Below are 25,248 nucleotides of genomic sequence, written 5' to 3'. Positions count from 1 at the left end.
AACTACATGAAGGGTTTTAAGCCAGTACTCATTGCTTCTACCCACACCCGGATTTTCGGTTGCAAAAAGCGGGCAGGATGATAAAAAAGAAACAGTGGAATGATTGGCATGGGCAAATCTTTAAATAACTCCACCAATTCCCCCTTCGCCAGAGCATCAGCAACTTGATAATGATGCAAGGCTACAATACCTAATCCATGAATGGCACAACTTGCAAGTGTTGCTGCGTCATTAAGGTAGAGTGCTGGTTTTAAAACAACAACTTCTCCCGTCGGAAAAGTCCATTTGTCATTTGGGGAGCGCATGCTATGAGTTAAATAATTATGTTGTTGGAGATCCGTAGGTTTTTTGGGCATTCCAGCTTCTTGCAAATAGGCAGGCGAAGCACAAAATACATAGCGGGTCGTACTGATTTTTTTCTGAATGGAATTGGATGCAACCGACATGGACATTCCATACACGACATCGAGATTTTCTTCCAGTAAATGAGGGACTTCCTCTGCAATTGACAAATCCAGCTCCAATTTAGGGTACTTTTGCCTAAACATTAACATGCGCGGCAAAATTACATTTTCTGCAAAAAACCTTGAACTTTTTACCCTTAGCAATCCAGTTGGCTCAGCTTGAGCTGCAGCGACTACGGTTTTGGCATGTTCCAAAGCTTGAAGAACCTGCTCTATTTCTCGAAAATAGGCTTGGCCAATTGTTGTTAAACTCAACCTTCGCGTAGTTCGTTCTAGCAGACTAACTCCCAGCTCCATTTCCAAAGCACGCATTTGCTTGCTGACAGCAGCCACGGAAATCCCAAGTTGTTTGGCAGCGGCCGTAAAACTTCGTAATTGCACCACTTTGTAAAAGGTCTGAATATATGTCAATGTGTTCATGCGATTTGGCAAAGGCCCAGCTTTAACTCTTGTTTGTTCATCGCTGCAGTATATAATAATTGCTTTTGTATTTTTAGCAGGAGCAAGCATGCGTGCATCTCAGTGGTTAATGGCTACTCTCAAAGAAACTCCAAATGATGCTGAAATCGTATCGCATCAGCTGATGTTGAGAGCTGGAATGATTCGCAAACTTGGCTCAGGCTTATACAGCTGGTTGCCTTTGGGGCTCAAGGTCTTACGAAAAGTGGAGCAAATCGTTAGAGAAGAAATGAACCGTACAGGAGCTATGGAAGTGCTCATGCCAGCAGTTCAGCCTGCTGAGCTTTGGCAGGAAACAGGGCGTTGGGAAACGTTTGGCGGTTTACTATTAACCATGAAAGACAGCAATGGTCGCGATTATTGCTTTGGCCCTACCCATGAGGAAGTGATTACGGATTTAATGCGTAATGAGTTACAATCGTATAAACAGCTTCCTGTTAATTTATATCAAATTCAAACTAAATTCAGGGACGAGATTCGCCCCCGTTTTGGCGTTATGCGAGCCCGTGAATTTATTATGAAAGATTCTTACTCCTTTCATTTAAGTCAAGAATCCTTGCAGGCAACTTATGATGGGATGTATCAAGCATACTGCCGAATTTTCGATAGATTAGGTTTGCGTTATCGTGCTGTTGAAGCAGACAGCGGTGCCATAGGTGGTTCAGCATCTCATGAATTCCAGGTTTTGGCAGAATCTGGAGAAGATTTGATCTTCTATAGCGATGGAAGCAACTACGCAGCCAACATTGAGCAAGCCACCTCCATGCTGCCACCCAAAGCCGAATCGTTGCCAAAAGAGCAACTGGTGATGGTTAACACCCCTGGTCAGAAAACCATTGTGGATGTAGCCAATTTCTTGCAAGTGAATGCAGCAGACACGGTAAAAACCTTAATCGTTGTCGGCAAAGAACATCCCTTAATCGCTCTGGTGCTTAAAGGCGATGATGAACTCAATGAGATCAAGGCTTCCAAGCATCCTTTAGTTAAATCCCCCTTGGAATTTGCGGATGATGAGACTATCTTAAAACTATTGAAAGCTCCTGCCGGCTCCTTAGGACCTGTTAACCTGCAAATTCCCGTTATTGCTGACCATCATGCTTTGGCGATGACCTCTTTCATATGTGGAGCCAACCAAGCAGACAAACATTATCTGCATGCAGCCTGGGGACGAGATGCCCAGTATCAGGATGCATATGATTTGCGTAATGTGAAAGAAGGAGATCCAAGTCCCGATGGCCAGGGGAGACTCTCATCTTGTCGTGGGATTGAAGTGGGGCATGTATTCCAATTGGGTGATAAATACGCCAAATCCATGAATGCCCAGGTCATTAATGAGCAAGGCCAACTGCAAACCATGATCATGGGTTGTTATGGAATAGGCATTAGCCGTGTCGTTGCTGCTGCCATTGAACAACACCATGACGAGCGCGGGATTATGTGGCCGCAAAGCCTGGCTCCGTTTCAGGTGGTCATTATTCCAATCAATGGTCATCGTTCGGCCATTGTTAAACAAACTGCAGAATCCATATATACGCAACTCATTGAGCAAGGTTATGACGTGTTGCTCGACGATCGGAATGAACGCCCCGGAGTTTTGTTTGCTGATAGCGATTTAATAGGGATTCCACATCGTCTGGTGGTCAGCGAACGCAACTTGGAGCAAAACTTGATTGAATACAAAGCTCGCGATAAAGCTGAGATTAATTCTATCCCTTTAGCGGAAATCAATTGCTTTATTAAAAACTTATTCAATCAACCTAATTAGGTTGGATGAGGATTTTGAAGTCTCAAGGGCTGTTCATTAAATGAATAGCCCCACTGAAGCCAGTCGCAAACGCTCATACACGATTAGCAAACCCTGCAATCCCCAGGTTAATTTTAAATCTTAAGTGCTTCCTGATTTAACATGCATGCTTGCTGCTTTTACTGCTCACTAAGGTTTCAACCTTCTTAATTCAACAGTAATCCCTGAATGCTTTTGTTTGCTAATCAGGGCTTCTAGTGCTCAATTCGGTTGTGTATAATCAAGCGCTTAGTGCAATTAGCATTAACTCCTAACGCAACCAACAAGAAGAAACTATGTTCAGGAAAATGATTGTCGTAGGCATGATGATGATTTCATGTCTTGTGCAGGGAAAAGGCAACTCTCTTTACCAAATTGACCTTATTGTCTTTACGCATCAAAATGCTTCTTCGGTGAGCGACAATCTCCAGGGGGGATTACCCTCTTCCTTGCATGCGATGCCTCTTCGTAAGGAAGGAAAAGGAGCCTACCGTTTGCTGCCCGTATCCAATTCTAAATTACGCGCAGAATACTGGGCTTTGAATCGTAGCCCTAAATACCATGTATTACTTCATTACAGTTGGTTACAACCGGCAAACAATCAACAAGCTGTACTCATTCCCAAGCAAAATCGCGATGGCTGGCAAGTTGAGGGAACCATACGTGTGCGCCGTTCCAATTACTATTTATTAGACAGCAACCTGTTTTTCTCCACCGCAGATGGCAAAGGGGCTTTCCTCTTGGCCCAAAAACAACGATTGAAAGGCGGGGATGTCTATTATCTGGACCATCCACAAGCAGGCATTTTAATTAAAGTTCATCAAATTGCTTAAGTTTGCAAAAGTAAAGTGTTTTTATTAAGTACCTTTTTCATCTCGGATCTAATAAGCGCTGCTAAAGATTCCAAAAAATTCACCTTTGCCGTTCCAGGACGCCAGAATAATGCAATGCTTCGCGTGGGAACTGGCGAAGTAAAAGGGATTATTTCTAAACCTTGTTGGTTTCCATAGAGCGATAAAGCCGGTAACAACGTAACTCCCATCCCAGCTTGCACCATAAAACGAAGAGTTTCCAGGCTCGTGGCAGTAAAATCAGCCCGAGGCTTTCCTTTAGCCATTTTGCAAATGGCCATGGCTTGTTCGCGAAGGCAGTGCCCCTCTTCTAGAAGCATTACGTGCTCATCAGCCAAATCCTGAACGGACATCTGCTTTTTGCCTCCTTGAGCATTGGGGGCACAAACAAAATAGAACGGCTCTTCAAACAGCTCTTCATGAGCAAAATACCCTGCAACAGGTGTGGCCATAATGGCTGCATCCAATTGGCCTTTGGCTAATTTTTCCGCTAACTGTTCGGTTTTCTCCTCTACCAACCATACGCGCAATTTTGGAAATGCCTTTTGAACAGGTCGCATGATGTGAGGGAATAAATAAGGCGCCACGGTTGGAATGGCACCTAAACGCAACTCGCCCATATAAGGGTTTGAAAATTGACGGGCTAGCTCTTTCATTTCAGAAACTTCAGTTAAAATACCTTGGGCTCGGGAGAGAAGAGCCTTGCCAGCTTCCGTCAGCATAACCTGTTTATGCTGGCGTTCAAACAGTACAACCCCCAGCTCTTCTTCAAGTTTTTTAATTTGCATGCTTAAAGTGGGCTGACTAACATGGCAACGCTTGGCAGTTTCCCCAAAGTGCATGGCATCAGCAAGAGTGACAAAATAGTGGAGATCGCGTAGGTTCATTTTGCCTCACAGTAAAGATTAGTGCAGAGATATACCCAATTGGATTAAAGTTGTGTATAGTCAGGCACTTTTTATCCATAGACCAGAATTAATGGCTTCAATCAGCGTTCCCATGATCACTACAGTCAGGCGATATGGCATCTGGCTCATTAGCGTTTCCTTTGTATTGTTTCAATTTTTTTTGCAATTGTCATCCGGTGTCATTATTGGTGCAATTATGCAAGAACAGCATTTTTCTGCTCTTGCAGCCGGAATATTGAGCAGTTCGTTTTATTATGTTTATACCAGCATGCAAATCCCAGTAGGAATGCTATTTGATAGAAAAAATACACGTTATCTTTTGGCAATGAATGCTCTTATATGCAGCCTAGGTTGTTTTTATTTTGCCCACAGTAACAATCTTTTTTCCTTAATGATCGGCCGCATGATGATAGGCGCTGGCTCGGCCTTTGCTTTCGTAGGTCTTTCCCATTTGTTGCGTCAACATTTCCCATTAAAACATTTCGGGTTCATGATTGGCCTGTCAGAAACCTTAGGGTTTTTGGCCACCATGTTGGGCATGCTCAGCATGGGTTCTTTTATTGCCCATTGGGGATGGCGAAGCATAATGAATGCAGCAGTGGTGCTTGGGCTTCTCATCGCCCTGCTGAGTTGGCAATTCATCCCGTCCAGCAAAAATTCAAGACTTGGTTTTAATTATCGCCAGCAGTTGCTGCCCATCTTGTTAAACCGCCAGGCCTGGATCAATGGTATCTTCGTCGGCTTGAGTTTCACTGTCATCACTGTTTTTGGCGCCATGTGGGCTGTGCCTTTCATCCAAATTAAACTCGGCTGCAGTTTGAAAATGGCAAGCATCATTGATTCAATGATCTTCCTTGGAGCAGCAGTCAGCTGTCCCCTTTTTGGTTATTTGGCCAATTTGTTCCCTAAGCGCAAACCTTTGATGCTGGCTTCTTGTCTAGGCACCGCTTTGCTCATCGTTGCAATGCTTTATTTGCCTTTTACCCACCCTCTTCTTCTCGCCCTGTTTATGTTTATGATAGGAGCTGCTTGTGGTGCCTATATGCTTGCTTTTTCCATCGCGAACGAATTAGCACCTGCAGAGGCACTCTCCACCTGCACTGGATTTACAAATACCCTGGCGATGTTAAGTGCGCCTCTCATGCAGCCTTTAGTAGGTTTAATCCTCGATTATTTGGAAACCGATACAACCAGTTTAATCGCCTATCAAGTCGCATTGTTGGTTATTCCAGGTTGTTTGTTAATTGCCGCAGCCCTGGTGTTTTTGCTCCCAGAGAAGTAAGCCATTTGAGGTTTGCTGGCACGGTAAAATGACAGCAAAGGTTAAGTTGTTTTCTCAGGGCTTTCAATTTCTCCTTGCCCAATTCAACTGAGTACAATCAAGCGTGCTCAGTGATCGCAGTCGACTGCCCTATTTCAGCTGTACTGATGCTACAAAACCCCGGCCAAAGATGGCTGGTAACGCCGACAATTAACTGACTTTTCGCAACTTCTTTTGCCAAAGCATTTTCAAGAACCAATTCTACTTTCGGAGATGCGATGTTAATGTTCCAAAGCCCCTCTTTCGCTTCTTTAACAGTGACGAATTGCGACATGGACAATGGCACCCCTTGAGGGTCCCGCCAACCTGCTGTAGCCCCTCTTAAGGCATCCGTTTCTTGCAAATGAACTGCATAAAATCCGCTGCCGTCATTGAATTCACATAGAACACTGGTGAAGGGATGCAAACTATCTTGTTGCTTGCTTATCCAGATTTGTCTAAACCAGGCCTTTTGTCCAGTCACAAATTCATCTGCGCCAGTGCCGGTCTGGATGTGGCCATTAAGCCGACCTGTTTGGTTGACAAGAAGCTCCACTCCTGAGCGCAGATCCTGGGCATTAGCGTGATGTTCACTTGTACTTAACATATCGGCTTTGAAATTAAAGCCCTTTTTATCTTTTGTTTTCACGCCAAAAATCCAACTGTTATTGATTGGATTAAACTGCAGAAAGGCGTGGCCAACATGCCAGTTGTTTGGATCCGGCTTTTCAATCGTGGCGTTGCTTTCATCAAAAATGACAATGGATTTGCTTTGATAGTTAAGCAAAGTCGCGACAGCATGAAACTGTTGGTTATTACGATGAATTTGAAAGTAATAATTATAAAGCTCACCACTTTCATTGCTTACAATCCCCGAAAAAACCCAATCCCCCTGCAGGGCATCAAGCGAGACTTTTTTGCTTTCAAGTTCTAAGGAGGGAGGTTCGTTAGCGGCAAAGGCGAAAAAACTTCCTGTCAAGAATGCAAAGCCCAGAAAAAACTTCTGCAATTTTAATCTCATTGATGCTTGCCTTGTATTTGTTGATTGGAGAATTCAGAATTTCCAATTATCACGAACGGTTATTTATTAGCACAATGCACATTTACATTATTCCGTTCACCAATATTTTGTTCTAATCTCTGCATCAGTGCCGGGTGAGACCATAATGCCTCCCAAAACGATTCACTCAGTTTCGCCTCAATAGCCAAGTAATACCAGGAGTCGGATGCAAAAGGACGGCACTTCACTGCATCTTTTTCAGTCATAACCACTATTTTTTCATCAAATTGTAATTCTTGTGGTTGAAACTGGTGATGATCAGGGAATGGGTACTTTTTAAATGAAATTCCAAGATTATGCAAGGTCATAAAAAAACGTTTTGGATTGCCAATTCCTGCTACTGCAGCCAAAGGTTCACCAATATTAGTTGCATCAATTTCTTCATCCGTGAGAATACGCTTGATTTTTCCAGGAGCCATTTCCATGGAATAAGCCTGAGGCCATTCGCCACCATTCACGACGATAAAATCGACATTCTTCAACCGGCTTATCCCTTCTCTTAGCGGGCCTGCAGGCAAACATAGGCCATTGCCAAAATGGCGAATCCCATCGATGACTGCTATTTCGATTGCTCGCCCCATCGCATAGTGTTGCAGGCCATCATCACTTACGATCACTTGGCAACCCCTTTTTTCAACAAGGTATCGCACTGCATCAGCTCTTCTAGGCGCAATAACAACAGGGCACTTGGTTTTTTGAGCCATAAGCAAAGGCTCATCACCAACCCTATTCGCCGAATCCCCGGAAGAGACTTCATAAGGAAATTGCTTGATTTGAGCACCATAACCTCGGCTGACAATACCCACTCGCAGGCCTTTCATCTGGAGTTTCTTTGCCAAAGCAATAACCAGAGGCGTTTTACCCACTCCTCCAACGGTTAAATTACCTACCACAATTACCGGAATAGGAAAATTCTTTTGACAGAACAATTGAAGGTAAGAACGACGCAGGGGCAAGAGCGCCTTATAAATGAGCGAGAAAGGCCACAAAAGCCAGCGCAGTGGATGCTGGCCATACCATAGCTTTTCAGGGTTAATCATCATAGCAGTATTGGCTCGGCTTCCATCTCTACACCTGTTTTTTGCGCTTTATACAACTGTGCATAATAACCATCCAGGGCTAACAAGTCCTGATGAGTCCCTTGCTCGACAACACGGCCTTTGCTCATTACGATGATTTTATTGGCCCGCTTGATGGTTGATAACCGATGGGCAATCACGATGGTGGTGCGGTTTTGCATGACTTGCTCTAAAGCGGCCTGGATGTAACGCTCTGACTCATTATCCAAAGCCGAAGTGGCCTCATCAAGAATTAAAATGGGGGCATCTTTCAAAATGGCTCTGGCAATCGCTAAACGCTGTCTTTGACCGCCGGACAGCAACACACCATTTTCACCAATTTTGGTATCGTAACCTTGTGGCAGACAGCGAATGAACTCATCCGCAAACGCCATGCGAGCGGCTTCTATGATTTTCTCACGCGAGGCATCGAAACAACCATAAGCAATGTTGTTGGCTAAGCTGTCATTAAACAGCGTGACATGTTGGCTCACTAAAGCAATTTTTGAACGAAGACTGCTTAATGAAATATCGGCGATGGATTCACCGTCTAAGCGAATGCAGCCTTGCTGGACCTCATAAAACCGTGGCAGCAAACTGGCAATAGTCGTCTTGCCACTACCGGAATGGCCAACCAAAGCCACCGTTTCACCGGGAGCGATGTGAAAACTCACGTTATGCAATACCGTTTGCCCCTGGCGATAGGCATAGCTTACCTGTTCAAAATCAATGGCCCCCCTAATTCTTGCGGGTAAATTTTTACCTGCGCTGACTTCAATGGGTTTGTCCAATAAGGAGAAAATGCTTTCCGCTCCTGCCAAACCTCGCTGAATGGTTGCATTTAATGTGGTTAGGGTTTTCATGGGCTTAATCAGTTGAAGCATAGCTGCGATGATGGCGAGAAAAGAGCCGGCAGTAATGGTGATCACGGTGGCCAATTGAATGGCAGAAAAAATAATAACCGCAATGCCAATCGCAATCACAAATTGCACGCCTGAAACATTGATGGCCTTACTAATCGCCACTTTCATATCATTGCGCCGTGAAGCTTCTGTGGCTTGATTAAACTTATTAATCTCATAATCTGTACCGCCAAAAATGCGGACCACCTGATAACCTTCAATCGCTTCACCAGCAATCTCGGTTACCTCCCCCATGGTTTTCTGCACCTTATGGCTAATTCGACGCACGCGTTTATTGGTGTAATTAACGATTAGCCCGACAAAAGGGATGGTCAATAAAAACATTAAAGACAATTGCCAACTGATGACCATCATGACCATGAGCAAACCAATAACCAAGCATGTGTTTTGCACAAAATCAGTTAAGGCATCCGCACTCACTTGAGCTACTTGCTCCACATCGTAGAGTATTTTAGAGAGTAATTGCCCAGAGGTCGCTTCATCGTAATAATCAGCGGGGAGGCAGATGATGTGGGCAAATACTTTTTGGCGGAGCATTTTCACCACCGAGCGAGCCACCCAGGTCATGCAATAACTGCCAGCGGAGCTGACCAAACCTCGAATGGTAATTCCCAATAACACAATAATGGGTATTTTTTTTACAAATTCCATATCAATGTTGATGAAGCTTTTGTCCAAAAAGGGGCGCATCAGATAGGTAAAGCTCGCATCAATGGCGGAATATAAGATGTTAGCTGCTATTCCCAGCAATAAAATAGGCCAAAACGGCTTAGTATAAGACAGCAATCGTCGGTAAAGAGGCCCTGTTTTGCCATGGAATTTTGTTTTCATTCAAAGCGGTGGGTTGGATTGATTATCGGGAGGCCAATTGTACTCCGAAATGAGCAAGAGGCCAACTGTGAGCAGTTGGCCTAAGATCCCCATTGCACAGGATAACAAAAGGAGAATACCGCCTTAAGCGGCTGGGGAAGCAGCGCACGCAACCTCGCTCTGCAACTTATTAACTCGATTGGTGGAATCTGTGTTGAACTGAAATACTGAGTATCTCTTCAAGGCGCAGGCTGCAACTCCATAACCGACAAACGCGGTAGCAACTAACGCAATCAGATTAACGAGGACTTCAGCAATTTTTTTCGTTTTTAGATAACGAAACGTTTGCAGCTCATCCACGTCCGCTTGTTTAAACACACGTTCGCAGGCTTGTCTATAAGCTTCCCTCGTCAAGTTTCCATCAATGAACTGCTGGTTGACGGTTGAAATTCCTGTGTGTATAAATTGTAAGGCCTTCGCTGCATCCCCGTATTTATCGTCATTTAATTGTTCAATCTTTAGCTGCAGTTGCTCAAGTTGCCTAATAACCTTGGTTAACTGCATTTCCCGAACATGAGCCATATTATTTGGCTTCACCAATGTTTGGGATAACTCCTCGCCAAAAAGGGAAGAGCCGGTTACCAAGACCTGAGTTTCATTTTTGTCGTCTTTAGACATTGCACTTGGTTGTTGGCTTAAGTGAGGAACACTGTCTAGGCCTTGTGAAGGAATAGCAACTGGTGAGCTGACAGTAACTTCAGGTTCTGAGAGTTTTGTTGCTGCAGATAAATCTGCTCGTTTTTCCTCTAATTGAGCTTTAATTTCTTCTTCGACATTAAAAATTTGCTTACTGAATAGCCAATCACAATTATTTTTTATTTTTAACATTTCTTGCATGCAAGTGGAAGATAATGCTTCCAGTTCCTGTAAATTGCTTATCACCTGGAGCTGCATTCCGGTTTGAAATTTCACTCTTAATGCTTGAACCAGAGTGCTGATGTTCGCATCACGTTTTTTTACATCGGCTGGAAGTTCGAAGTTATTTGGCCAACGGATTTTAAGCTTATTGATTTCGCTTAAATGTTTTTCATAGATTTCTTCTAACCTGCTGAGCGCTTCGACCTTCGCCAATTGCTTTTCGGTAGTTTCTAAACGAGTGGTGTATGCGGTAACGTGTGGTTGTCCCTTATTTTTAGGCATGAAAATCCCCTTTATCAAGATAGGAGCTAAATCCTATCTCAGTTTATGATTGAAGAATGATAAGAATATGCAAAAAAGAATTGCATAATTGTAATTTTTTTTTCAGACTGCGTCCATTAAAACCTATTGAAAAGAAAATGATATTAAGGGCTGAGTAAAGAATGAATCAGTCGCGGACCTTCATAAATCAATCCGGTGTACACTTGCAATAACGAGGCACCAGCCTTAAGTTTTTCTTGCGCGGAAGCGTAATCGTCTATGCCTCCGACACCGATTAGGCTGACTTCATTGCCTACCCTTTCTTTTAATAACCGCAAACATTCCGTTGAACGGCTTCTCAGTGGTTTACCGCTTAAACCACCCTGTTCTGTGCCATAGGGAAATTGGCTCACGGCTTCTCGTGAACAAGTTGTATTGGTGGCGATAATGCCTGACAGTTTCTTTTGCACAACAATATCGGCAATTTGCTTCAAAGTCTCATCGCTTTCATCCGGGGAAATTTTAACAACCAAAGGAACCCAACGTTTAAATTCCTGAGACAACCGTTGTTGCTCATCGCATAATTGGCCTAACAGATCAGCAAAGAATTTATCCTGCTGCAACAAGCGCAAATCCGGGGTATTCGGTGAAGACACATTAATGGTGATGTAGGACGCGAAGGCATAAACCTTTTTTAGGCAATAAAGATAATCCTCCGCTGCTCGCGTTAAAGATGTTTCCTTATTTTTGCCGATGTTAATTCCCAAAATGCCCTGGTATTTCGCCTTCTTAACGTTTGCAATCAACGCATCCACACCCTGATTATTAAATCCCATCCGATTAATAATCGCCCTGGCTTTTGGCAAACGAAACAATCTTGGTTTTGGATTGCCCTGCTGGGCTCGCGGAGTGACTGTGCCAATTTCAATAAAGGAAAAACCAATTTTACTCAACGCATCTAAATATTCGCCATTTTTATCCAGTCCCGCTGCAAGCCCTACAGGATGGGGGAAATCAAGACCCATTGCTGAAACAGGCTGGGCCAGGGAGTGCTTAAAACAAATTTTTGGTATCCACTTTAGTGCTTTCAGGCTTAACTCATGGGCTTTCTCAGCGTCCATTTGAAATAAAATCGGACGAACAAGGGAATACATCAAATAACTCCTGAAAATGACAAGTAACCAGAAGCAAGCAAGCTCGAAGTCCCAATTAGGAAAGAATATATTTTGGACAGCAAAAGTCTATAAAACACATTCCCTTGCCCAAACTCTGAGCATGGCATTGCCGCTTGGCTGCAAATGATAACTGACTTCTTTCACTTCGACACCAAAATTTTTTTCTTGCAAGCCAAGGAGAACCGGCCCCAGGAAAGGCGAGGGTTGGTGGTAGCGATCAATGAGTGGGAAAATTCGGACTTCTTTGGCCACCCTTGCCAATTCCTGAATAACTTCAAGGTGATAGTCAACGTCCTGATCATCTAAGTCGGCAAATAAATAATGTGAGCTTAAAGCAAAATCAAAGGAAAAATTGTCAAAGGGCAAACTCAGGCTATTGATGGGGAGATAGCGCTTCTCCTGCTTGCCCTTTTCATAATCTGCAAAAAATTGGCCCATCCCCCCTCTTCTTTTCTCAATGAGGGCATCTGGAGTACCATAAAGACTGAAATCAAACTTGTCCTGCTCTTTGAGGACGCGTCTTTCCATATCGTGGAAAATCAGCTCTACCTTGCTAAATAAAGTGTCTTTGTCGAGATTAAACAAAGGGTCTACACTGACCACACGCGTTCCCTTTTGACTTAACTCAGCATTTACCGCGCTGGGACCGCAACAGTACTCAAGGATACTGCCTTGAAAATTGTCTTTAGCTAATGCAAACATTTCTTGGTATTCATCCGCATGATGTCCCCATAACACTAATTTTCGCATGAATACCTCCCTATTTTGTTTTTGCAGTCGCTTACAAATTGATATTGCAAGTTGAATCTGATTGGGTATAGTCTAGCCTATTTGCTTAAGTAACAGGAAGTCAATCCATGCATAGCCTACAATATCATCTGGGTGAAACTTACGATCTTTTACGAGACACGGTCTATCAATTTGCCAAAAAGGAAATTGCCCCCTTGGCCGCTCAAATTGATGCAGACAATAGCTTTCCCAATCATCTTTGGCAACAACTTGGAACAATGGGTTTATTGGGAATTACTGTGAGTGAAGAATACGGAGGGGCAAATATGGGCTATCTGGCCCATGTGATCGCCATGGAAGAAATTTCCCGTGCTTCAGCCTCAGTCGGGTTGAGTTATGGGGCCCATTCCAACTTATGCGTTAATCAAATTTATTTAAATGGCGATAAGAGGCAAAAACAACAATATTTGCCTAAACTAATAAGTGGTGAACACGTCGGTGCTTTGGCCATGAGTGAATCCAACTCGGGTTCTGATGTGGTCAGCATGCAACTTCAGGCCCGCGCTGAAGGCGACAACTATATTCTTGATGGAACCAAAATGTGGATCACCAATGGTCCGGACGCCGATGTATTAGTAGTGTATGCAAAAACGGATAAACAAGCTGGCAGCAAGGGAATCACCGCCTTTATCATTGAGAAAGGATTTAAGGGTTTTCGCAGCGCGCAAAAGCTTGATAAACTGGGAATGCGCGGTTCCAATACCTGTGAATTGGTCTTTGAGCATTGCGAAGTTCCCGCCGAAAATGTTTTGGGAGAAGTCAATCAAGGCGTGAAAGTATTGATGAGTGGATTGGATTATGAGCGGACAGTCCTTGCAGCAGGTCCGGTTGGAATCATGCAAGCCTGTCTGGATGTGGTACTTCCATACGTTCATGAACGTAAACAGTTCAACCAGCCCATTGGCGAATTTCAATTTATCCAGGGAAAACTAGCCGATATGTATACGGAATTAAGTGCTTGTAGGGCTTATCTATATGCTGTGGCTAAAGCGTGCGACATGGGAGGCATTAGCCGTAAAGATGCCGCTGGCGTGATTTTGCAAGCCTCCGAAAAAGCCACACAAATGGCATTGCAAGCCATACAAATATTGGGTGGCAATGGTTACATCAATGAGTATCCAACAGGTCGTCTGCTCAGGGACGCTAAATTATATGAAATTGGCGCAGGCACCTCTGAAATCAGACGTATGCTAATCGGACGTGAACTTTTTAATGAAACTGCATAAGGAAAACATATCATGGAACAGAATGACATTGTTATTGTAGCTGCGAAAAGGACGCCTATGGGCGGTTTGCTTGGCAGCTTATCGAGTTTATCCGCCCCTGAGCTGGGAGCCGTTGCTCATCGTGCGGCCATTGAACAAGCCGGACTTTCACCTTCAGACATCGATGAAGTCATTGGGGGCTGTGTATTACAGGCAGGTATTGGGCAAGCCCCTGCTAGGCAAGCAGCCATTGCAGCCGGCATTCCAAACTCTGCTGGAGCAACTACTGTAAACAAAATGTGTGGCTCCGGCATGAAAGCAGTCATGCTCGGCCACGATTTATTGAAAGCAGGATCAGCCAATGTGGTTTTGGCAGGGGGGATGGAGAGCATGAGTAATGCCCCTTATCTGCTTTCTAAAGCACGAGCAGGTTATCGTTTAGGGCATGGTGAACTTAAGGATCACATGTTTTTAGATGGTCTTGAGGATGCTTATGATCGGGGACAATTGATGGGCTGTTTTGCGGAAGCAACAGCCAGCCATTTCAATTTTGATCGCAAACAACAGGACGATTATGCCATCCGCTCAATGACTCGCGCTTTACGAGCCCAAGAAAATAACTCCTTTGCCGAGGAAATTGCAGCAGTCACCATTCCGGGTCGAAAAGGGGATATTGTCGTTGACAAAGATGAAGGACCTGATGAAAGCAAACTGTCTAAGGTACCCCAGCTTCGTCCAGCTTTTAAAGCAGATGGTACTGTTACTGCCGCAAATTCAAGCTCCATTTCAGACGGTGCAGCCAGTTTAATTCTGATGACTGCAGCCAATGCAAAAAAACGTGGGCTTACTCCTCTGGCTCGCATTGTCGCCCATGCCAGTCATGCTCAAGCACCACAATGGTTTACTACAGCCCCGGTTGATGCTATCCGCAAAGTATTAAATAAAGCTGGGTGGCATCCAGGCGATGTTGATCTGTATGAAATCAACGAAGCATTCGCAGTGGTAGCCATGGCGGCCATCCACCAGCTGGAACTCAATGAGGAGCTGGTTAATGTTCATGGCGGTGCTTGTGCTTTAGGACACCCAATTGGTGCTTCAGGTGCACGAATTTTAGTAACCCTAATGCATGCCCTGAAACAACGCCAAAAAACCCGCGGTGTAGCTGCTCTTTGCATCGGCGGTGGAGAAGCTACGGCGATGGCCATTGAGATGTTGTAATTGTCAGACTCTTTTTGTAACCTTGGTGCCTGGCACTAAGGTTACAATGCGAAACCGATAAATTTCCGAATCGCCATACAGCGAACAATAATTATAATCATGCGCGAAGGATGTACATGCTCAGACAAGCTCTCATTTACCTGGTTTTAAGTATACTGGTTGTTGTGTTCGCCCGTTTTGCTCACATGCTCATTGTTTATATTGATATGGTTTATGCCTTTATCAATATGAAATTAACTCCCATTTTTAGCCACACTGGTTTAGGACTGGCTATTAGAAAAATTATACTTCTAGTATGCATTCCGGTGATTATTGCAGCGATTCCCGGTTTAACTTATCGTCTGGTTAAGGGCAATGATATGCCCTATTTTTTTGAACTAACCTGGTGTCTTTGGTTGGTCATTGTTCTTAGTAATATTTTGATTCGTTGAGTATTTACCATGACCAAAATCATCAGCCGTTTAAATCCTGCCAGTAATGAATTCAAAGAAAATCAGGCAGCAATGACAGAATTAGTCAATCAGTTGCAACAAACCGTTGAAAAAATAGCACAAGGTGGCGATGAAAAGGCTCGGCAGAGGCACTTAAACCATGGCAAATTATTACCTCGTGAGCGTTTACAACAACTGTTAGATCCAGGCAGTCCTTTTCTCGAGCTCTCGCAACTTGCCGCTTATCAGGTTTATGAAGATCATGTACCTGCAGCAGGAATAATCACTGGCATTGGCCGAATTTCCGGAACCGAATGCATGGTTGTGGTCAATGATGCAACGGTTAAAGGAGGCACTTATTATCCTTTAACGGTTAAGAAACATTTGCGTGCCCAGGAAATTGCTGCAGCCAATCACTTGCCTTGCGTCTACTTAGTGGATTCGGGTGGTGCTTTTTTGCCGCAGCAAGATGAGGTTTTCCCCGATCGCGATCATTTCGGTCGTATTTTTTATAATCAGGCCAATTTATCAGCAGCCAACATTCCACAAATTGCCGTTGTCATGGGCTCTTGCACCGCAGGCGGTGCTTATGTTCCTGCCATGGCTGATGAATCCATTATGGTTCGCAACCAAGCCACTATTTTTTTAGGTGGTCCACCTTTAGTGAAAGCCGCCACAGGTGAAGTCATTAGTGCAGAAGAACTGGGCGGCGCTGAAGTGCATTGCCGCCATTCTGGGGTTGCTGATTATTATGCAGAAAATGATGCGCATGCCCTGCATTTGGCAAGAACTGCCATTGCGAATCTTAACCGTCAAAAATCATTGAACTTACAGCGCATCGAAAGCCGTGAACCTCTATATGATCCGAAGGAGATCAATGGCATTGTTCCGGTTGATCCGCGCAAACCCTTTGATATACGGGAAATCATTGCCCGCATTGTTGATGCCTCAGAATTGGATGAATTCAAGGCCTTGTACGGGACGAGTTTGGTTTGTGGTTTTGCCCATCTGTTTGGCTACCCCATTGGAGTCATTGCCAACAATGGCATTTTATTTAGCGAAAGTGCCTTAAAAGGGGCGCATTTTATTGAACTGTGTTGCCAAAGAAAAATACCATTGTTTTTCTTGCAAAATATTACTGGCTTTATGGTGGGCAGCAAGTATGAGGCCAGTGGCATCGCCAAACATGGAGCAAAGATGGTAACTGCGGTAGCGAATGCCCGGGTTCCCAAGTTCACAATGATAGTAGGCGGCAGCTTCGGAGCTGGTAACTATGCCATGTGTGGACGCGCTTATGGCCCCCGCTTTTTATGGTCATGGCCAAATTCAAGAATTTCAGTGATGGGTGGTGAGCAGGCGGCTAATGTGTTGGCACAAATCAATCGGGATAAGCACAGCAAGCAGGGAACCACTTGGCCTGCTGAACAAGAAGAAGCGTTTAAGGCTGAATTGCGGGCACAATACGAAACGCAAGGGAACCCTTATTATGCGAGTGCCAGATTGTGGGACGATGGTGTCATCGCCCCAGAAGACAGTCGTAAAATCCTGGGATTGAGTTTGTCTGCTGCATTAAATGCCCCAATTGAACCTACTCATTTTGGCGTATTTCGCATGTGATAAACTTTATAATCTCTTGTCCTAATGGTCTATAGACATAAGCATCAATGAGCCTGGCTCAAAGGAGATGGTCGTGAGCGACTTATTAACGGATATACAAGATCGAGTGTTCATCATTACATTAAATCGTGTCGACAAACATAATGCCTTTGATGATAAATTATTAGCCATCTTGCTTGATAATGTGGAACAAGCTCTTGCGGATGATGATGTGCGTGCCATTGTCTTGCGAGCCAATGGCCGCCACTTTTCAGCAGGCGCAGATTTGTCCTGGATGAAACGCATGGCTCTTTTTAGTGAAGAGGAGAATCAGGCGGATGCGTTAATTTTGGCTCGCGTAATGGCCATCTTGCATCTCAGTTCTAAACCCACAATAGCAGTCATTCAAGGCTCTGCCTTTGGTGGCGGTGCAGGTTTAGCCGCAGCCTGTGATATCAGCATAGCCGCTCAATCGGCTCGTTTTTGTTTTTCGGAAGTCAAGCTTGGCTTAATTCCCGCCGTGATTAGCCCCTATGTTGTTAAAGCAATTGGTGAGCGCGCAGCAAAATGGCTATTTATGAGCGCTGAATCCTTTGATGCAGCCCGCGCCAAAGAACTGGGACTTGTACATCACTGCGTCGCAGATGAAGGGCTTTGGGACTTTGCTTTAACTTATGCCAAGCAAATTACGCAATTAGCCCCGCAAGCCGTAAGGGAAAGCAAAGCCTTGGTGGAGCAAGTCAGCGGCAAAGCCATTACAGAAGAGATTCTGCAATATACTGCCTCCCTCATTGCCAAAAAACGCGTTTCCCCAGAGGGGCAACAAGGCTTGCATGCTTTTTTAAATAAAGAAACGCCTAACTGGAACTAGGATTGCCGATGTTCAACAAAATACTAATCGCCAATCGCGGCGAAATTGCCTGTCGAATTATAAGAACCTGTCGCAAGATGGGAATTGAAACGGTAGCAGTCTATTCCAGCGCCGATAAAGACAGCCTACACGTTCAGCAAGCTGATGCAGCCTACTACATCGGAGAAGCTCAGGCGAAGTCCAGTTACCTTAATATAGAAGCCATCATCGATGCGGCTAAACGAAGTCATGCCAAAGCCATTCATCCAGGCTATGGGTTTCTCTCGGAAAATCCACTATTTGCTAAAGCTTGTGAAGCAGCCGGCATTATTTTTGTCGGCCCCTCCGTCTCGGCGATGGAAGCGATGGCCTCAAAACAATTGGCTAAACAATTGCTGGAATCCACCTCCGTCCCTCTAACTCCCGGCTATCATGGCAAAGATCAGAGCGATGGACGATTGTTGCTTGAGGCACGCCAAATAGGCTTTCCTGTATTATTGAAGGCAGCAAGCGGCGGTGGCGGAAAAGGAATGCGCGCAGTCCATCATGAAGCTGATTTTTCGCAGGCCCTTGCAGGAGCACGCCGTGAAGCCATGGCAAGTTTTGCCGATGACACCATGCTGATTGAAAAATTAATTTTAAACCCTCGTCATGTGGAAGTACAAATTATGGCTGACAATCACGGCCAAGTTGTGCATTTGTTTGAAAGGGATTGCTCAATTCAGAGGCGACACCAAAAAATTATTGAAGAAGCCCCTGCCCCAAATTTATCAGCCTCAATGCGCCAAGGCTTAGCCAATGCCGCCTGTGAAGTGGCTCGCTCTATTGAATATCGAGGAGCAGGAACGGTCGAATTTTTGGTGAGCGGTGAACAATTTTATTTCATGGAGATGAACACTCGCCTTCAGGTTGAACATCCTGTGACGGAAATGATTACCGGTTTGGATTTAGTGGCCTGGCAGTTAAAAATTGCAGCCAATGAAGCACTCCCCTGCGGACAAGAGCAGATTCAATCCAATGGACATGCAATAGAATGCCGCATTTATGCCGAAGATCCAAACCAGGGATTCATTCCTTCCATCGGCCAACTGCATTTCCTTAAAGAACCCGAAGCGGATGGCATCCGCATTGACAGCGGGGTTAAGCTGAATTCAAGCATCACCATGCATTATGATCCCATGATTGCTAAATTAATTGCTTGGGGTTCTACTCGCGAACAAGCGCTGCAGCGTTTACAAAGAGCTCTTGAACGCTACGCCATTGGCGGGGTTAAAACCAATATTGCTTTTTTACAAGCCATTTGCAAACACCCCCGCTTTGCTAATGCCGATTTAAGCACCGATTTTTTAAACCAGGAAAAACTTTCCCTTCTATCCCCAGACAAAGAATGGGCCTTTTTGATGGCTGCCAGTCACGACTACCTGTCTTTGATTAACAATAACACTGACCCCTTATACCAATCTTGCTTTGCCTGGCAGATGAATTTATCCAGCCACTGGCATGTAAGATATTTAATTGAAGGCCGTGAAGAAGAAGCTAAAATTCATCCCATTGACAAACACAGCTTTTTCATTGAATTAAACCATAAAAAATTGCGATTAAACGTTCGCTTTGACAACAATCAACTGACCGTTGATGATGGGGAAAGGACGCAAGTAGCCTTCGTTGACAATCAAAGGCAAACCATTCACCTTTTCTTTAAAGAAGGGGCAATTTCGGTCGAGCGCTTTAATTGGCAAAACCTGGATCGACATGCCAGCAAAAAGGGGCAATTAACTGCCCCGATGCCTGCCACCATAGTAGCCATTTTAAAGAAAATTGGTGATAAGGTTAAAGAAGGTGATAGTCTTATTGTGCTGGAAGCAATGAAAATGGAGCACACCATCCACGCACCTGAAGACGGTATTTTGGCTGAACTGTTTTATGATGTTGGGGCTCAAGTGAATGAAGGGGCGGAGTTAATCGCCCTTAAGACGGACTAGGGAATAAGCATGAACTATCCTAAACAAGTTACGATAGTCGAGGTAGGCCCGCGCGATGGCTTACAAAACGAATCTTCTTTTGTAGCCACTCAGACAAAAATTGAATTGGTTGACCTTCTTGCCCAAAGCGGTTTGCAGCACATTGAAGTAACCAGTTTTGTTTCGGCCAAAGCCATCCCCCAATTGGCAGATAATGAAGAAGTCTTTAAGGGCATTCATAAAGCTGAGGGAGTTCATTTCTCTGCCTTAGTCCCCAACGAACGAGGCATGCTCAAGGCTCTGGAGGCTGGGATCCAAGAAATCGCCGTATTCACTGCAGCAAGCGAATCATTCAATCAGCGCAACATCAATTGTTCCATTGCCGAGAGCATCGCACGATTTGAACCGGTTCTGAAGCTGGCCAAATCGCACCGCATTCGAGTACGAGGCTATGTATCTTGTGCATTGGGATGCCCTTATGAAGGTGCAATCAGCCCGAAGCAAACGGCTCTCGTTTCAAAACAACTCCTGAGTTTAGGGGTCGATGAAATCTGCTTGGGTGATACTATTGGGGTTGGCACGGCGAAACAGACGCAAGCGGTATTGGATGAAGTGTTAGGTTTTTTGCCTTTATCGCAATTAGCGATGCACTTCCATGACACTTACGGTCAGGCAGTAAGTAATATATTTGCCTCCCTGCAATACGGTGTCGATAAATTTGATAGTTCTGTTGCTGGTCTGGGGGGCTGCCCTTATGCACGTGGTGCCAGCGGTAATGTAGCCACAGAGGACGTGTTGTATTTAATGCATGGTCTTGGGATCGAAACCGGTGTTGATATTTTTAAAATTGTCGCAGCAGGTGACATGATATGTAAGGCCTTGGGCAAAAAAAACCAGTCTAAGGTTGCCAATGCGCTGCTGGCCAATCCCAGTTAACGTCAACTTAAAACGCCTTCGCATCCAAAGCACTGCTTTCCTCGACAGCCTCAGAATTGCTGATTTCATCAATGTCAGCATCTAATTCACTGTTTAAACGATTATGCAACGTCTTTAACAGCACAGAATATCCTTCAATACAAACCTGATGATTCAACCTGATTTTTGTATAAGGATTTAATCTGCTAAAGTCTTCACCATGAACGAGCCAAACACCTGAACGTCGCTCCTTATCATGACCGTCGGCTTGAATAATTAAGCCTTGTTCTTGTTTAGGCGTGACTACTTGGCCAGGGTTTAATTCGCTTCGTTTCTTAAATCCCAGCGGCAGTGCCATGGAGCTTGAGGATATGATTTGGATGGCAGGCCCAAGTTCATCCTCGTTAAACTGGGGATATTGTTGTTGCAAATACTTGCCTAAGACGCCTTCGTAAGCATCAATGCAGACTGTCCCTGCAAAAGTGATGCCTTTGAATTGCTTCAGGTATGCCAATTTCATCAGCTCCTTATCCACTTTGGCATGATAGTAGCTGTTTCTTTCTGTTTCGCTAAATAGCAATTCTTCATCGGGGATATCCGCAGGCCCCTTGTTGAGTTTATAACTCATATAAACCACTGTGCCGTCTTTAAGGCCAAATAAGATATTCGTCTTTTGAATTTTGGGTCGATGCCCAATTTTCACCCCAAGATCATCAATCGCCTCATTAGCCGTTGTTGCCGTAATGTTAACCATAATAAGCAGGCCTGGGGTATCTTTGCTAACCAGGCAGTAGCGTGCCAATAAACTTTGTTGTGTAGAATGAGACATAAACAAGCGATTACTGCCTTGGTCTGAACAATGACTATAGAACTCAGGTAATACACAGATGGCCAGTTCATCCGGTAAGAAGGGCTTGTCTTTCATCATCATCCCATAGGCCGCTGTTACATGCTCACGAAACAACTCAGCTTGTTGCTCGACCGTTCTCGGGGAAAGCTTGGCAAAGCTGCCGGTAGGCATAGAGATGGTGCAAATTCTCAACACACGAGACTCGCTAAAAGTCAGAACTGGACTTAGTCGAGTTTTGCTTTGGCTTTTACCAAACTCCCATAAATCTTGAACCAAGGGCGCCATATTAATGCCAGAAAATACCACTCTTATAAAATTGGAGTGAACAAAAACCCTGCCTTGTTTACGTATCCCCTCAGGGAAATTCATTAGGTTTAACAGTTTATTTGCTTCGTACAGGGGGATATAAGCTACTGCATCCACACGATAATCCTCATGAACCCAACCAAAAAAATCCAAATTGCTCAAAGCACGTAACATTAACACTGCGCTGGTATAAGCCTTTTTCATACATGTAATTCTTTAAATCGACATGATGAAATTTTAATCAATTATTCTTAACAGAATCTTAATGGCCAATGAAAAACATCAGATTCATTCATTAACTTGGTTCAGTCGAAAATTTAAAGTATTTTCTCAAGTTCTCTTTTTGATTCCCAAGAAATGGTGTTATCTTTAAGCACATTTTTTAAACTGGGAATCGCCATGTCTGAGGACAAATTGAAGATAGGTCTGGTGCAGGAGAAATACTATCCTAACCCCAAAGAACATCAGGATAAATTAGCAGAGGGTATTCTGTCCGCTGCCAGGCAGGGAGCGCAAATCGTATGCTTGCAAGAGTTAACCCTTTCACCTTACTTCTGCACAAGACATGATGTTGACCCAAGTCCCTATCAAGAAGAGATTGACTCAGGGCCAACTGCCCAATTTGTAAAGGCTTTAGCCAAGAAAGCAAAAATTTGCATTACGGCATCCCTCTTTGAAAAGGCAGGTTATAACACGGCTATTGCAGTTAATGAGAAAGGGGAATTGGCCGCTGTAACCAGAAAGCAGCACATTCCCAGTGGTGAAAAATATCATGAGAATTACTACTTCAAACCAGGGGATTCAAATTATCCTGTTCATCAACTGCTCGGACATCGATTTGCTTTGCCTACCTGCTATGACCAATGGTTTCCTGAACTTTCGCGTATTTATGGCTTAAAAGGCGCGGAAGTATTGGTTTATCCTACTGCAATTGGTGGTGAACCAACCGCCCCAGGTTTCGACAGTCAGCCCATGTGGCAAAAGGTGATGGTTGCCCAAGGCATTATGGCTAATTCATTTATTGTTGCAGTCAATCGTGTTGGCTGTGAAGACGACCTTGAATTTTATGGAAGCAGCTTTATCAGCAATCCGTTAGGAGAAATACTGGTTCAAGCTCCCCGAAATGAACCGGCGGTTTTAGTCACAGAACTTGATTTCAGCCAACGTGCTTTGTGGGGGCGCTTATTCCCTTTTCCTGCCCAAAGACAGCCTGAAACTTATCAAGAATTGCTGGCCCCTCTTAAACCCTTTCTGGAAGAACCCTAATGCCACATAGAACATTAAATCGCGACAACTTATATAATATTGCTCATTGGGGTGAAGGATATTTCACTGTAAACCAGCAAGGCAACATTGAAGTCAGTAAAAATGCCGAAAGTCGCGGCGTCGAGTTGCAGGCCATTGTCAATGCAGCAAGCAGAGCAGGTTTACAATTGCCCTTGCTCATTCGCTTTACCGATATTCTTCGTGATCGTGTACTGAAAATTAATGAAGCCTTCAATGAAGCCATTGAAGAAAACAATTATCGTGGCCACTATAAATTAGTGTATCCGATTAAAGTAAACCAGGAATCAAGCGTCGCCAGAGAGTTATTAAAGGCAAAACATCCAATTGGCCTTGAGGCAGGAAGTAAACCTGAGCTAATGGCCGTAATTGGTTTATTGGGTGAAACCCCCTCCACTATTGTGTGTAACGGCTATAAGGACCGCTCCTACGTAAGGACAGCCCTCATTGCCCAGCAAATGGGTCACGAAGTGTTTATCGTTGTCGAAAAACGTTCTGAATTGGACATCATTTTAAAAGAATCAGCCCGACTTGAGATAAAACCTAAAATTGGCGTTCGTATTCGTTTAGTCACCAAAGGCGCCGGTAAGTGGGAAAACACAGGCGGTGCCAAATCTAAATTCGGCTTAAATGCTGAACAGGTTCTGGATTTGGTTAAATGTTTAAAAACCCATAATTCTTTGGATTGCTTACAACTGATGCATTGTCACTTAGGTTCGCAAATTGCCAACATTCATGACATCCGTCATTGTATGCAAGAAGTGGCTCGTTACTACGTTGAGCTTCGCAGTTTACAAGCCCCCATCACCACAGTCGATGTGGGAGGCGGATTAGGTGTTGATTATGAAGGCACCCATTCAACAACCGATTGCTCCATCAATTATTCAATCAAAGAATATGCGACCAACATCCTACTGGCTCTTCGCCCCCTTTGCGAAGAAGCCAATATGCCTGAGCCCAATATCATATCTGAATCAGGTCGTGCTTTAACTGCCCATCATGCAGTCTTGGTAACCAACATCACCGATGTCGAGCTGATTAAGCAAAGCCGGGAATTACCAAGCATTGAACCAGAGGAATCCCATGTGCTTCGTGACATTTTGGATACTTATCAATCCATGTCTGAAAACTCAGCCAATGAAATTTATAATTACGCCACTTTGGCCTTGGATGAAGCCCACTCAATGTTTAAACATGGGGTGCTCAGCCTAGAGGAAAAAGCAAAAGTTGAGAAATTTTTTACTGCCATTTGCTTTGGTATTCAACAACAACTGGATGACAATAATCCAGGGGATAGTGAATTACTAAAACAAATTAATGAACGAATGGCCGCAAAAATTTTTTGCAATTTGTCATTCTTCCAATCTCTTCCCGATGCCTGGGCAATCGGACAAATATTCCCCGTTGCACCCATTTCTCATTTGACTGAAATGCCGAAAATGCACAGCATATTGCAAGATTTAACTTGTGATTCAGACGGCACCATTAAAGAATATACGGGCAGCGACAGCATCAATACCACATTGCTTCTGCCCGCTTTTGACACTGAAAATCCATATGCTCTTGCTTTCTTTTTAGTGGGTGCTTATCAGGAGATCCTTGGAAATCTACATAATTTATTTGGCGACACCAACTCTCTTGACGTGAAATTGCTTGGAGATGGGCAATTTGAAATCACCGATTTGATTAGTGGCGACACGGTCACCAATGTCTTAAATTATGCTCACTTTGATACAAAACGATTGCTATTATCCTATGAAAAACAATTGATTCATGCCGATTTATCGACGGATCAAATCCAAATCTATCTCAATGAATTACGTAGTATTTTCAGTCAATTAACCTATTTAGGCAGCAACAAATAAAAGGACAA

The 25,248-nt window shown here is 44.1% G+C and carries 21 protein-coding genes; 12 read left to right on the top strand and 9 right to left on the bottom strand.

Annotation, left to right across the window (positions count from 1 at the left end):
* Window positions 1-2: 2 nt before the first annotated feature.
* Window positions 3-884 carry a LysR family transcriptional regulator gene (locus EL203_RS03515; RefSeq protein WP_064108410.1) on the bottom strand — a complete coding sequence of 294 codons (882 nt, stop codon included), beginning with the start codon at window positions 882-884 and terminating at the stop codon, window positions 3-5.
* A gap of 88 nt (window positions 885-972) precedes the next feature.
* Between EL203_RS03515 and EL203_RS03510 the strand changes: the two genes are divergently transcribed.
* Both EL203_RS03510 and EL203_RS03505 read left to right on the top strand, forming a co-directional pair.
* Entirely contained in the window at window positions 973-2,688 is a 1,716-nt protein-coding gene (locus tag EL203_RS03510; protein WP_058470493.1) for a proline--tRNA ligase, read from the top strand.
* 314 nt (window positions 2,689-3,002) lie between these two features.
* Window positions 3,003-3,539 (top strand): CsiV family protein, encoded by a 537-nt coding sequence (locus tag EL203_RS03505; RefSeq protein WP_064108406.1) that lies wholly within the window; start codon window positions 3,003-3,005, stop codon window positions 3,537-3,539.
* On the opposite strand, the gene EL203_RS03500 is transcribed toward EL203_RS03505, so the two are convergent.
* On the bottom strand, window positions 3,536-4,444 hold the full coding sequence (locus tag EL203_RS03500) for a LysR substrate-binding domain-containing protein (protein ID WP_058470495.1): 909 nt from the start codon (window positions 4,442-4,444) through the stop codon (window positions 3,536-3,538). The genes EL203_RS03505 and EL203_RS03500 overlap by 4 nt on opposite strands.
* A gap of 91 nt (window positions 4,445-4,535) precedes the next feature.
* Here EL203_RS03500 and EL203_RS03495 point away from each other — a divergent pair, with 91 nt between their 5' ends.
* On the top strand, window positions 4,536-5,747 hold the full coding sequence (locus tag EL203_RS03495; RefSeq protein WP_082647140.1) for an MFS transporter: 1,212 nt from the start codon (window positions 4,536-4,538) through the stop codon (window positions 5,745-5,747).
* A 97-nt stretch (window positions 5,748-5,844) separates the two neighbouring features.
* On the opposite strand, the gene EL203_RS03490 is transcribed toward EL203_RS03495, so the two are convergent.
* The 6 genes from EL203_RS03490 to EL203_RS03465 all read right to left on the bottom strand — a co-directional run bounded on the left by EL203_RS03490 (window position 5,845) and on the right by EL203_RS03465 (window position 12,720).
* On the bottom strand, window positions 5,845-6,786 hold the full coding sequence (locus EL203_RS03490; protein WP_058470496.1) for a hypothetical protein: 942 nt from the start codon (window positions 6,784-6,786) through the stop codon (window positions 5,845-5,847).
* A 59-nt stretch (window positions 6,787-6,845) separates the two neighbouring features.
* The gene (lpxK, locus tag EL203_RS03485) at window positions 6,846-7,868 is read right to left on the bottom strand and encodes a tetraacyldisaccharide 4'-kinase (protein WP_065236340.1); all 1,023 of its coding nucleotides are present in this window, start codon (window positions 7,866-7,868) and stop codon (window positions 6,846-6,848) included.
* Window positions 7,865-9,637 carry a lipid A export permease/ATP-binding protein MsbA gene (gene msbA / locus EL203_RS03480; protein ID WP_058470497.1) on the bottom strand — a complete coding sequence of 591 codons (1,773 nt, stop codon included), beginning with the start codon at window positions 9,635-9,637 and terminating at the stop codon, window positions 7,865-7,867. Before msbA ends, lpxK begins: the two co-directional genes overlap by 4 nt.
* A 123-nt stretch (window positions 9,638-9,760) precedes the next feature.
* Window positions 9,761-10,816, bottom strand: a complete 1,056-nt coding sequence (locus tag EL203_RS03475) for a hypothetical protein (protein ID WP_058470498.1) — start codon at window positions 10,814-10,816, stop codon at window positions 9,761-9,763.
* A 143-nt stretch (window positions 10,817-10,959) separates the two neighbouring features.
* Window positions 10,960-11,949, bottom strand: a complete 990-nt coding sequence (locus EL203_RS03470; protein WP_058470499.1) for a quinone-dependent dihydroorotate dehydrogenase — start codon at window positions 11,947-11,949, stop codon at window positions 10,960-10,962.
* Window positions 11,950-12,036: 87 nt separating this feature from the next.
* Complete coding sequence (locus tag EL203_RS03465) at window positions 12,037-12,720, bottom strand: hypothetical protein (protein WP_058470500.1); 684 nt, start codon at window positions 12,718-12,720, stop codon at window positions 12,037-12,039.
* Between the two features lie 107 nt (window positions 12,721-12,827).
* On the opposite strand from EL203_RS03465, the gene EL203_RS03460 reads away from it, so the two are divergent.
* The 7 genes from EL203_RS03460 (at window position 12,828) to EL203_RS03430 (ending at window position 20,956) form a co-directional block, all read left to right on the top strand.
* A complete protein-coding gene (locus EL203_RS03460; protein WP_058470501.1) occupies window positions 12,828-13,985 on the top strand; it encodes an isovaleryl-CoA dehydrogenase in 1,158 nt (385 codons plus the stop codon).
* A 12-nt stretch (window positions 13,986-13,997) separates the two neighbouring features.
* Window positions 13,998-15,182 carry an acetyl-CoA C-acyltransferase gene (locus EL203_RS03455; protein ID WP_058470502.1) on the top strand — a complete coding sequence of 395 codons (1,185 nt, stop codon included), beginning with the start codon at window positions 13,998-14,000 and terminating at the stop codon, window positions 15,180-15,182.
* Between the two features lie 116 nt (window positions 15,183-15,298).
* A complete protein-coding gene (locus EL203_RS03450) occupies window positions 15,299-15,613 on the top strand; it encodes a hypothetical protein (RefSeq protein ID WP_058470503.1) in 315 nt (104 codons plus the stop codon).
* A gap of 9 nt (window positions 15,614-15,622) precedes the next feature.
* Window positions 15,623-17,230 carry a carboxyl transferase domain-containing protein gene (locus tag EL203_RS03445; RefSeq protein WP_058470504.1) on the top strand — a complete coding sequence of 536 codons (1,608 nt, stop codon included), beginning with the start codon at window positions 15,623-15,625 and terminating at the stop codon, window positions 17,228-17,230.
* A gap of 73 nt (window positions 17,231-17,303) precedes the next feature.
* Window positions 17,304-18,080: an enoyl-CoA hydratase-related protein gene (locus EL203_RS03440; protein ID WP_058470505.1), complete on the top strand. Its 777-nt coding sequence runs from the start codon at window positions 17,304-17,306 to the stop codon at window positions 18,078-18,080.
* Between the two features lie 8 nt (window positions 18,081-18,088).
* Window positions 18,089-20,041, top strand: a complete 1,953-nt coding sequence (locus EL203_RS03435) for an acetyl/propionyl/methylcrotonyl-CoA carboxylase subunit alpha (RefSeq protein ID WP_058470506.1) — start codon at window positions 18,089-18,091, stop codon at window positions 20,039-20,041.
* 9 nt (window positions 20,042-20,050) lie between these two features.
* Complete coding sequence (locus EL203_RS03430) at window positions 20,051-20,956, top strand: hydroxymethylglutaryl-CoA lyase (RefSeq protein WP_058470507.1); 906 nt, start codon at window positions 20,051-20,053, stop codon at window positions 20,954-20,956.
* 7 nt (window positions 20,957-20,963) lie between these two features.
* Here the strand turns inward: EL203_RS03430 and EL203_RS03425 are convergent, their stop codons facing one another.
* Entirely contained in the window at window positions 20,964-22,295 is a 1,332-nt protein-coding gene (locus EL203_RS03425) for a hypothetical protein (RefSeq protein WP_058470508.1), read from the bottom strand.
* 195 nt (window positions 22,296-22,490) lie between these two features.
* Here EL203_RS03425 and EL203_RS03420 point away from each other — a divergent pair, with 195 nt between their 5' ends.
* Window positions 22,491-23,357, top strand: a complete 867-nt coding sequence (locus EL203_RS03420) for a carbon-nitrogen hydrolase (protein ID WP_058472172.1) — start codon at window positions 22,491-22,493, stop codon at window positions 23,355-23,357.
* On the top strand, window positions 23,357-25,240 hold the full coding sequence (gene speA / locus EL203_RS03415) for a biosynthetic arginine decarboxylase (RefSeq protein ID WP_058470509.1): 1,884 nt from the start codon (window positions 23,357-23,359) through the stop codon (window positions 25,238-25,240). Before EL203_RS03420 ends, speA begins: the two co-directional genes overlap by 1 nt.
* Window positions 25,241-25,248: the final 8 nt, after the last annotated feature.

Origin of the sequence: Legionella jordanis, from assembly GCF_900637635.1 — a bacterium.
Lineage (GTDB): Bacteria > Pseudomonadota > Gammaproteobacteria > Legionellales > Legionellaceae > Tatlockia > Tatlockia jordanis.
The sequence above is the reverse complement of the archived record's forward strand: the minus strand, read 5'-3'. Positions and strand labels throughout refer to the sequence as shown.

Excerpts from the sequence above, each read along its gene's own strand:
- EL203_RS03515 (WP_064108410.1), bottom strand. The coding sequence starts at position 884 with ATGAACACATTGACATATATTCAGACCTTTTACAAAGTGGTGCAATTA.
- EL203_RS03510 (WP_058470493.1), top strand. The coding sequence starts at position 973 with ATGCGTGCATCTCAGTGGTTAATGGCTACTCTCAAAGAAACTCCAAAT.
- EL203_RS03505 (WP_064108406.1), top strand. The coding sequence starts at position 3,003 with ATGTTCAGGAAAATGATTGTCGTAGGCATGATGATGATTTCATGTCTT.
- EL203_RS03500 (WP_058470495.1), bottom strand. The coding sequence starts at position 4,444 with ATGAACCTACGCGATCTCCACTATTTTGTCACTCTTGCTGATGCCATG.
- EL203_RS03495 (WP_082647140.1), top strand. The coding sequence starts at position 4,536 with ATGGCTTCAATCAGCGTTCCCATGATCACTACAGTCAGGCGATATGGC.
- EL203_RS03490 (WP_058470496.1), bottom strand. The coding sequence starts at position 6,786 with ATGAGATTAAAATTGCAGAAGTTTTTTCTGGGCTTTGCATTCTTGACA.
- lpxK (WP_065236340.1), bottom strand. The coding sequence starts at position 7,868 with ATGATGATTAACCCTGAAAAGCTATGGTATGGCCAGCATCCACTGCGC.
- msbA (WP_058470497.1), bottom strand. The coding sequence starts at position 9,637 with ATGAAAACAAAATTCCATGGCAAAACAGGGCCTCTTTACCGACGATTG.
- EL203_RS03475 (WP_058470498.1), bottom strand. The coding sequence starts at position 10,816 with ATGCCTAAAAATAAGGGACAACCACACGTTACCGCATACACCACTCGT.
- EL203_RS03470 (WP_058470499.1), bottom strand. The coding sequence starts at position 11,949 with ATGTATTCCCTTGTTCGTCCGATTTTATTTCAAATGGACGCTGAGAAA.
- EL203_RS03465 (WP_058470500.1), bottom strand. The coding sequence starts at position 12,720 with ATGCGAAAATTAGTGTTATGGGGACATCATGCGGATGAATACCAAGAA.
- EL203_RS03460 (WP_058470501.1), top strand. The coding sequence starts at position 12,828 with ATGCATAGCCTACAATATCATCTGGGTGAAACTTACGATCTTTTACGA.
- EL203_RS03455 (WP_058470502.1), top strand. The coding sequence starts at position 13,998 with ATGGAACAGAATGACATTGTTATTGTAGCTGCGAAAAGGACGCCTATG.
- EL203_RS03450 (WP_058470503.1), top strand. The coding sequence starts at position 15,299 with ATGCTCAGACAAGCTCTCATTTACCTGGTTTTAAGTATACTGGTTGTT.
- EL203_RS03445 (WP_058470504.1), top strand. The coding sequence starts at position 15,623 with ATGACCAAAATCATCAGCCGTTTAAATCCTGCCAGTAATGAATTCAAA.
- EL203_RS03435 (WP_058470506.1), top strand. The coding sequence starts at position 18,089 with ATGTTCAACAAAATACTAATCGCCAATCGCGGCGAAATTGCCTGTCGA.
- EL203_RS03430 (WP_058470507.1), top strand. The coding sequence starts at position 20,051 with ATGAACTATCCTAAACAAGTTACGATAGTCGAGGTAGGCCCGCGCGAT.
- EL203_RS03425 (WP_058470508.1), bottom strand. The coding sequence starts at position 22,295 with ATGAAAAAGGCTTATACCAGCGCAGTGTTAATGTTACGTGCTTTGAGC.
- EL203_RS03420 (WP_058472172.1), top strand. The coding sequence starts at position 22,491 with ATGTCTGAGGACAAATTGAAGATAGGTCTGGTGCAGGAGAAATACTAT.
- speA (WP_058470509.1), top strand. The coding sequence starts at position 23,357 with ATGCCACATAGAACATTAAATCGCGACAACTTATATAATATTGCTCAT.